Here is a 6,423-nt window from a genome sequence, read left to right on the forward strand (position 1 = left end):
ATTATTAAGCAAGTTTTTAAAATCAAAATTTAAACTGTAACTTTTGTTCCATCAAATTTTGTCAATGTGAAGCCATTGAATTTTTCGTTGTAACCTAATCTTTCATCTTTAAGAAGGCTGATGGCAATTTCTTCACCCAAAGCCAAGCCGGCAGAACCATCTGTACGCCAGTGAATCCCACCATGACCACGACCAAGGGTATAATTAGCTGCTAATTTGTTCAACTCTCCACCCAATGTTAAAGACTCTTCTGTATAGGGAATTACCTTCGTGGGGTCATTAGGATCAGAAACTACAGGATTAGGGATGACAAAATCTTCGTCAAAGTAGGCTTTTAATAATGTGGCACTGACACCAGCGATCGCAGCTGCACCACCAACATAAGATGAATGAATGGGCGAACCTTCCGGATATCCATGCGGCAAAAGATAGGAGCCAAATTTGCTGAAACTCCGCGCTAGAGCTTGGGAATTTAATATATCTCCATGAATCGGATTTTTAGTTTTATTAACAATGTTGTTGTGGATGAGTCCGCCATAGGCTTCTGGGCGCAGCGTGCGGTGTACATAAAACTTCTGCCAGTATGCAGCCCTAATAGCGCGGGATCTACCCAGATACAGTAAGGCTTCTAAATGTCCGAGTCCAAATGATCCATTACCCCCCTGTTGAGTCTTTGATTTAACAAAGGGATTGCCTGAATCAAAGGGTGCGCCAATACCACTACTCAAAGGATCGTCGGCGTTGCGAGCTGTATTCAAAATTAGAGCAGCACCGGAGAATATTGCTCCAGGCGCATGGGAAAATTCCGATAGGTCACGAGTTGTGAATACATAACGGCGCACTGGGTCATATTGAATAGCTTTAGGAGTACCGGCATTTTGCACATTCAACCATTCTTCATAATCAGTCAGGAAGTCATTACCAGGGAGAGCCGTCCGAATCAGAGGCGGAATAAACTGAACTCCCCAAGGAATATTCAGTAAAGCAAACTGGGAAATGTGAGGCCCTATTAATACCCCTGATGGAGTAACGTGTTTTGCCGTCCTACCAGATTTGTCATTTTGATCAATGTAAGTGACAGTACCGCGAAACAGACTTTGGGGAGTCACACGTCCATTTTGTTTTGGCCCTTTGAATGTCGCCAGCTTGTTTAGTTCTTCAACAGCGGCCAATACCAGAGGATCGTCGGTGTTATTTTGTAGTTTATGAAAAGGTACGTCCCGCAATAACGCTTGCCAATAAATTTCCACAGCTTCAGCAGCGCGTTCTGAACTAGCTAGAGTTGGTGGTGGCGGTACTGCTACCTGCACCCCATGACATCCTTCTAAACTGGCTGCGAGAGGCCCCTGAGCATTAACTAGTTTTCTTGTACCACCCAAAATGACCTTTTCAAAGTCATCATGATCTTGGGTGGTAACTGCTTTCGTCAAAGAGTCATAGGCTTTAAGATCAACTTCACCCAACTTGTTGTGTGGTAATCCCCTAGTGTCAGAGCCAATTTTGTTGGGATACCGTTCTTCATCGCCATTAGTAGGATTAGGCGCAATGGGAACTTGACGATTGGCTTCTGCTGCGGCAACACGTATGCGATAAGCCTTTTCAGTGAGCTTGTTGTTAACTGAAGAAACTTTCTCCTGTGCTTGACCTTTTTCAGCAGAAAACTTTAAACTCACTGCCCCTGCTACAACACTACTTGCAGTAAATATACCAGTGTGTAACAAAAAAGACCGTCTACTAGCTGCACTAACAATAACTTTAGATTTTCTCTGATTCATAACTTTATTTCTTTGCGCCTTTGGCTGAATTTCAAAGAAAGGAAGTAAGGTGGTTTTACCCACCTTAAGCAACCGATTTGAGGTATGCTGTGGCGGAAACTTTAGGAATATTGCGTTACAACAGGTAATTCTTGATTAAGTACCTAATTGCCAATATCACGCAATTTATAATCTACAAGGTCGTGAAGCGTGAAAGTACGTATATCTATCAAACCCGTATTTGTTAGCTGTAGAACGGGTTCCCATGATTTCAAACGTACTTGTAGTCATATGCAAACCAACACTTCAACTAGTTGTCCCATGACCTAGTTGTTATGCTTGTGATGGGATAAGGAAATGGGAAATGGGGATGGGGTAGATGTGGTGAAAGTTAGGATTTGTCTCAACACAAAGAGGTATAGTTCTATCCCCAATTCCCAGTATTTAATTTTAGTTAGAATATCTAAGTTGAGAATTTAGGGCATATTCAGGCAGGCGATCGCGTTCACCCATTACTCGTTGTAAAATCTTCTCAACCAGCTGGGCAAACTCTGCATTGCCTCTGGCTCTTGGACGTGGCAGATTGATTCTCACATCCATACCAATTTGACCGTTTTCAATCAGTATTACTCGGTCTGCTAACACCACGGCTTCTTCTACATCATGGGTGATTAACAATGCCGTAAATCCTTGCTCTTGCCACAATTCTTCTAATAATTGCTGCATTTCAATCCGGGTTAGAGCATCCAAAGCACCCAAAGGTTCATCTAGAAGCATCAAAGAAGGCTTACTTGCTAAGGCTCTGGCTAACGCTACCCGTTGGCGTTGTCCACCAGAGAGAACAGCTGGCCATTCGTTAGCACGGTCTTCTAAACCCACTGCACGCAAGACCTGCAAAGCTGTTTGTTTGGCGTAAACTTTCGACTTAGAACCAAATAACCCTAACTCTACATTTGATAACACGCGTTGCCAAGGCAGAAGTCGCGCATCTTGAAACATCATCCGCACGGTGGGATTTGTACGCTGAAGGGAAATTTGATTATTCAGCAACACACCCCCTGCACTCGGTTCATCTAACCCAGCAATTAAACGCAGCAGTGTACTTTTACCACATCCACTGCGGCCAACAATAGCCACAAATTCTCCTGGTTTAATGTCTAAATTAATTTCTTGTAAGACAGTCTTCTTCCCAAAAGACTTTGTTAACCCTTCTAGTTGCAAATACATTCCACGCGTTGCAGATACCATCTCAAAATCTCCTATTTTTATGTTGTGTCGGCTGTTTATTCTCTACTGGCTGGATGGAACACGGCTTTTCTGAAAAACCAGCAGTCAATATTTTGATTTCTATCAAGTTTGAAAATTTCGGTCTTTGCTAAATAAGTTGTAAATTTAGAAAATACAATCAACTGGCGAATAAACAACACTTTTGAGATAACACTGAATTAACCATATATATTGTTATGAAAGCTTCAGGACTGAACTACCAAGCATATTCCTGCTATAGCCGGACTAGCTTTAACAAGATTGATTTCAGTTATCGTAAAGTACGGTAAGGCGGTAGGGTTTTAGTAGTTTTTCTATCTTAGTAGCTTCGCATAGTTAGCTATAAAAGACAAGTAATTTTGCATTTTTTTGCAAAATGAAGGTTGATTTCACATCTAGTCATATTTACTGACGAGAAATAAAGTCGAGAAACTTTGATAATTTTAATTAAAAGCCTATTTTGCTGAGTGCTTTAGTGGAATGATACTCAGATAATCAAGAGTTGACTGTTGAGGTTTAAGTTTTGACAGCCAACTTTTTCTAGGACAGTTATAGGATTAAGCAGCTACAGGAGTAGCAAATCTAGCATAGCGCTCTATGTAGAACTCCTTGCTATTAGCGATCGCCTTTACAGAATCACGCTGCTTTAAAGCCTTTTTCCACTGATGTAGACGGGTAAATTCAGTAGGTATGGCAAAGCCGCGATAATGCTTAAGTGCTGGCCAGCGCTCAAACCAAGGATAAAAGGTGAAATCGACTAGACTAACCAATTCACCAAACCAGTAAGGGCCTTCTAGTGATAGTTTTCTCAAACCTTCTTTTTCAATAAATTCCAAATGTTTGTATAGTTCCTGTTTAGCTGCTTCTTGCTGTGAGACATCTGGACTACGTAAGAGAGTAGAAAAAGCTGGAACTAATCTAGTATTGGCGAAATCGATCCAAATCCGCGCCTGTGCTTTAGCAATGGGACTGCTGGGTAGCAGTGGCGGATTGGGAAAAACCTCATCAAGATATTCATTAATTACTGCCCATTCCCAGACTCGTTGATCACCATGTGCGATTGCAGGTACTTTGCCATAAGGCGAAATGTCTGTAAATCCTTCAGGCTTATTCTGCAAATTAATCTCAATCAATTCAAAGTCAACGCCTTTTTCTTGGAGTACTAGGCGCGAACGGTGAGCATAAGGACAAACGACTGCACTATATATCTTTATTTGGGGCATTTTCTGTTCCTTCCAAAAAAAGCGCTTGAGCTATTCTACTTTATGTTGATAGATTTACAGTATTATAGATTTACAGTGCGCTTTCTATATCACTACCACCGGGACTGGTGATTAATACGATATCAGAGCCATATTTATTTAGATAACCTAAAAATTAGGTATACATAAATTTATTTTCAGAAGGACTTTTCCTTTCGGAAAGATTGTATGATGTGTTTAAACTACGGTAAGACAACTGACAAACCGTAATATGCTTTTTAGCATAGATAAATACCTGCTAGTCAAATTAGGGACATCCAAAAATTAATCGCTTTTTTGCAACTCCAAACAGTTGGTAACGCAATATTTACAAAGGAAAGCATTCCATGAGCAACTTACAACTTTACTTTGCTAAAGCTTCTACTTTCTCTCAACGTACGCGTGTCGTGTTGCTAGAAAAAGGTATTGACTTTACCCAGGTTGAAATTGATTTACAAAACAAACCAGAAGGTTACACGCAGATTTCCCACTACGGCAAAGTTCCAGCGATTAAGCATGGAGATGTTGAACTCTATGAGTCTGCAATTATCAATGAATATTTAGAAGAGGTTTTTCCAGAACCATCGTTATTACCTGATGATCCCGCACAGAAGGCGATCGCCCGCATCTGGATCGACTACGCCAATACTCGCTTTGTACCTGCATTTAACAAGTTTTTACGTGGTAAAGATGCCCAAGAACAAGAACAGGGACGACGAGAGTTTACAGAAGTGCTGTTGTATATTGAGCAAGAAGGATTAGCCAAGTTATCTGGGGATGGGCCTTACTGGTTGGGGGAGCAGTTTAGTTTAGTGGATATCAGCTTCTATCCTTGGTTTGAACGCTTACCCGTTTTGGATCACTTCCGCAGTTTTGCCCTACCAGCAGAAACACCCCGTTTGCAAACATGGTGGAATGCTGTGCGCGATCGCGATTCAATTCAAGTAGTAGCAAACCCTGTGGATTACTACGTGCAGAGATTTGCCAAAGTTCTCGGTCAACCTACCCCCGTTGGTGCTGCCCAATAAGGCAGAAGGTGGGGAAGGTACATGATTTTAACACGCAATGAATTGAAATTGACCTTTTCCCGACTTTTATCAAAAGTTGGGTCAAACAATCAGGACAAAAACTATGAGCCTAGATAGCCAAGTTCTCGACAGACCGATTTCTCAGAATTTGCCATCCGTAGAAGCTAACCTCACTTACCTAATTCCGATGGCAGAAAAACTGATTAACTACACTTATGAACCACCAGCAGGGATTCCCCGCTCGAATGGAACTTATCAGACACACAAACTACCAATCTATAATGCTCGCTCTATCTCTAAAAATATCTTGTTAGATCGAGAAGGATTTGCATTTACTAGGCATCAGACTCATGTCAGTAACTTTTATGACGAAGACGAAGTACGCCGTGTTTACTACCCAGAAGCAGAGCAATTATTAAAAGATGTGACGGGTGCAACTCAGGTGGTGATATTCGATCATACCTTGCGTAACGCTGGTCAGTCCAAGCCGGGTGAAAATAATATTAAAGAACCTGCCAAGCAGGTACATAACGACTTCACCGCTAAATCTGGCTACACTCGTGCCCGTCGAGAATTAGCAGCGCAGGGAATAGAGAATATTGATACTCTATTGCAACAACGCTTTGCGATTATTAATGTTTGGAGAGCGATCGCACAACCAATCCAAGAATCACCGTTAGCAGTATGTGATGCCCAAAGTATTGGTCCCACAGACCTTGTAGCAGGTGATTTGATGTACCGCGATCGCGTCGGCGAAACATACGGAGTCACGTATAATTCCCAACATCAATGGTTCTATTTTCCGCAAATGCACAGAGATGAAGCGTTATTTATTAAATGTTTCGACTCTGCCGAAGACGGGATAGCGCGTTTTGCAGCTCACACAGCTTTTGAAGACCCCACCAGCCCAGCAGATGCCCCTCCACGGGAAAGCATCGAACTACGGACATTCGTTTTTTACCCTGCATAGATGCGCTCTTGTCCTGATTTCACAACAATAAGCTGTTGTACCTTTAATTTGCATAAAATGGGGATTGGATAAGTATTGTATTTACTGCCATGCCAGCTAGAGGTTTTCTCACACCGGGTCAACAAGAAAATTTACAAAAAGCCGTCAGAGAAAGTGCGGACAAG

Annotated in this window: 5 protein-coding genes; 2 read left to right on the plus strand and 3 right to left on the minus strand. The window is 41.9% G+C overall.

All coding sequences use genetic code 11. From position 1 onward, the window contains the following. Nucleotides 1-29 precede the first annotated feature (29 nt). From H6G26_RS20300 to H6G26_RS20310, 3 genes are all read right to left on the minus strand, one after another. The gene (locus H6G26_RS20300; protein ID WP_190730969.1) at nt 30-1,775 is read right to left on the minus strand and encodes a vanadium-dependent haloperoxidase; all 1,746 of its coding nucleotides are present in this window, start codon (nt 1,773-1,775) and stop codon (nt 30-32) included. Between the two features lie 429 nt (nt 1,776-2,204). Next, nucleotides 2,205-3,002 (minus strand): ATP-binding cassette domain-containing protein, encoded by a 798-nt coding sequence (locus H6G26_RS20305; RefSeq protein WP_190730970.1) that lies wholly within the window; start codon nt 3,000-3,002, stop codon nt 2,205-2,207. A 575-nt stretch (nt 3,003-3,577) separates the two neighbouring features. Then, on the minus strand, nt 3,578-4,243 hold the full coding sequence (locus H6G26_RS20310) for a glutathione S-transferase family protein (protein ID WP_190730971.1): 666 nt from the start codon (nt 4,241-4,243) through the stop codon (nt 3,578-3,580). Nucleotides 4,244-4,608: 365 nt separating this feature from the next. Here H6G26_RS20310 and H6G26_RS20315 point away from each other — a divergent pair, with 365 nt between their 5' ends. Further along, on the plus strand, nt 4,609-5,289 hold the full coding sequence (locus H6G26_RS20315; RefSeq protein ID WP_190730972.1) for a glutathione S-transferase family protein: 681 nt from the start codon (nt 4,609-4,611) through the stop codon (nt 5,287-5,289). A gap of 103 nt (nt 5,290-5,392) precedes the next feature. Next, nucleotides 5,393-6,259 carry a CmcJ/NvfI family oxidoreductase gene (locus tag H6G26_RS20320; RefSeq protein WP_190730973.1) on the plus strand — a complete coding sequence of 289 codons (867 nt, stop codon included), beginning with the start codon at nt 5,393-5,395 and terminating at the stop codon, nt 6,257-6,259. Nucleotides 6,260-6,423 lie beyond the last annotated feature (164 nt).

It is taken from the genome of Nostoc sp. FACHB-888 (assembly GCF_014696655.1).
GTDB lineage: Bacteria > Cyanobacteriota > Cyanobacteriia > Cyanobacteriales > Nostocaceae > Nostoc.